This window comes from Nostoc sp., assembly GCF_036917465.1.
Classification (GTDB): Bacteria; Cyanobacteriota; Cyanobacteriia; order Cyanobacteriales; family Nostocaceae; genus Nostoc.
Genome location: NZ_JBALDL010000008.1, coordinates 1 through 1034, shown reverse-complemented (window position 1 = coordinate 1034; position 1034 = coordinate 1). Strand labels below are relative to the sequence as shown.

Here is a 1034-nt window from a genome sequence, read left to right as displayed (position 1 = left end):
TATAGCGGTTATTAGTCTAGTGCAGTACAATAGAAAAGAGCAATTTTACTGATAACTGGTGGCAATGAAAGCCTACTCTCTCGACTTGCGTCAGAAAATTGTTGATGCTTATGCCTGCGGTGACATTTCCCAACGAAAACTGGCGAAAAACTTTGGTGTCACCTTAAGTTTTGTGCAAAATTTACTCAAACGCGATCGTGAATTGGGCACGATCAGCCCCAAGGTGCGGACTGAGCAGACGCCAACAAAATTGAACGCCGAACAGCTAGAAATCCTGCGCCAACTGGTCACAGCACAGCCCGATGCGACGTTAAGCGAATTGCGGGAACGACTTTATGAGAAAACAGAGGTGTTAATTGGGGTGGCCACGGTGAATCGGATGGTTCGCCGGAAACTCAACCTAAACCTCAAAAAAAAAGTCTCCATCCCACGAAAAAAGGTACTGATGAAGTCCAATTGGCCAGATTTGAGTACTGGAAACTCTTGAGGGGCATACCCGTGGAAAATCTGATTTTCTTAGATGAATCGGGGGTTAATTTGTCCTTCATTCGCAAATGTGCCCGCGCTTTATCAGGGGAACGAGCCTATGCTAATCAGCCAAATCGCAAAGGGAGAAATGTCTCAGTGATTGGTGCAATTAGCTTAAAAGGACTGCTCACTCAGTGGAGTGGTTTAGGTTCTATCGATGCCTTGACCAATGATTGCTTCATCGCTCAAAAGCTTGTACCCCAACTTTGGACTGGTGCAGTCGTTCTAATGGATAACTCCTCGATCCATAAAAGTGATGAACTTGAAGCTTTACTCATCGCTGCTGGAGCTAGCCTCATTTATCTCCCCCCTTACTCCCCCGATTTTTCGCCTATTGAGAACTGTTGGTCGAAGATTAAGAATATTCTCCGTCGCATCGGTGCAAGGACTTATCCTGATTTGCTCAAGGCATTAGATGCGGCATTTGCAGAAGTGACGATAGAAAATTTAGTGGGTTGGTTTACTCACTGCTGCTACTGTACTTCATAAGACTGATAATTGCTATA

Annotated in this window: 2 protein-coding genes; both read left to right on the top strand. The window is 45.0% G+C overall.

Features of this window, described 5'->3' with window-relative positions; all coding sequences use genetic code 11:
• Nucleotides 1-64 precede the first annotated feature (64 nt).
• Nucleotides 65-487: a helix-turn-helix domain-containing protein gene (locus V7K38_RS02000; protein WP_334855057.1), complete on the top strand. Its 423-nt coding sequence runs from the start codon at nucleotides 65-67 to the stop codon at nucleotides 485-487.
• A gap of 11 nt (nucleotides 488-498) precedes the next feature.
• On the top strand, nucleotides 499-1017 hold the full coding sequence (locus V7K38_RS01995; RefSeq protein ID WP_334855055.1) for a transposase: 519 nt from the start codon (nucleotides 499-501) through the stop codon (nucleotides 1015-1017).
• Nucleotides 1018-1034: the final 17 nt, after the last annotated feature.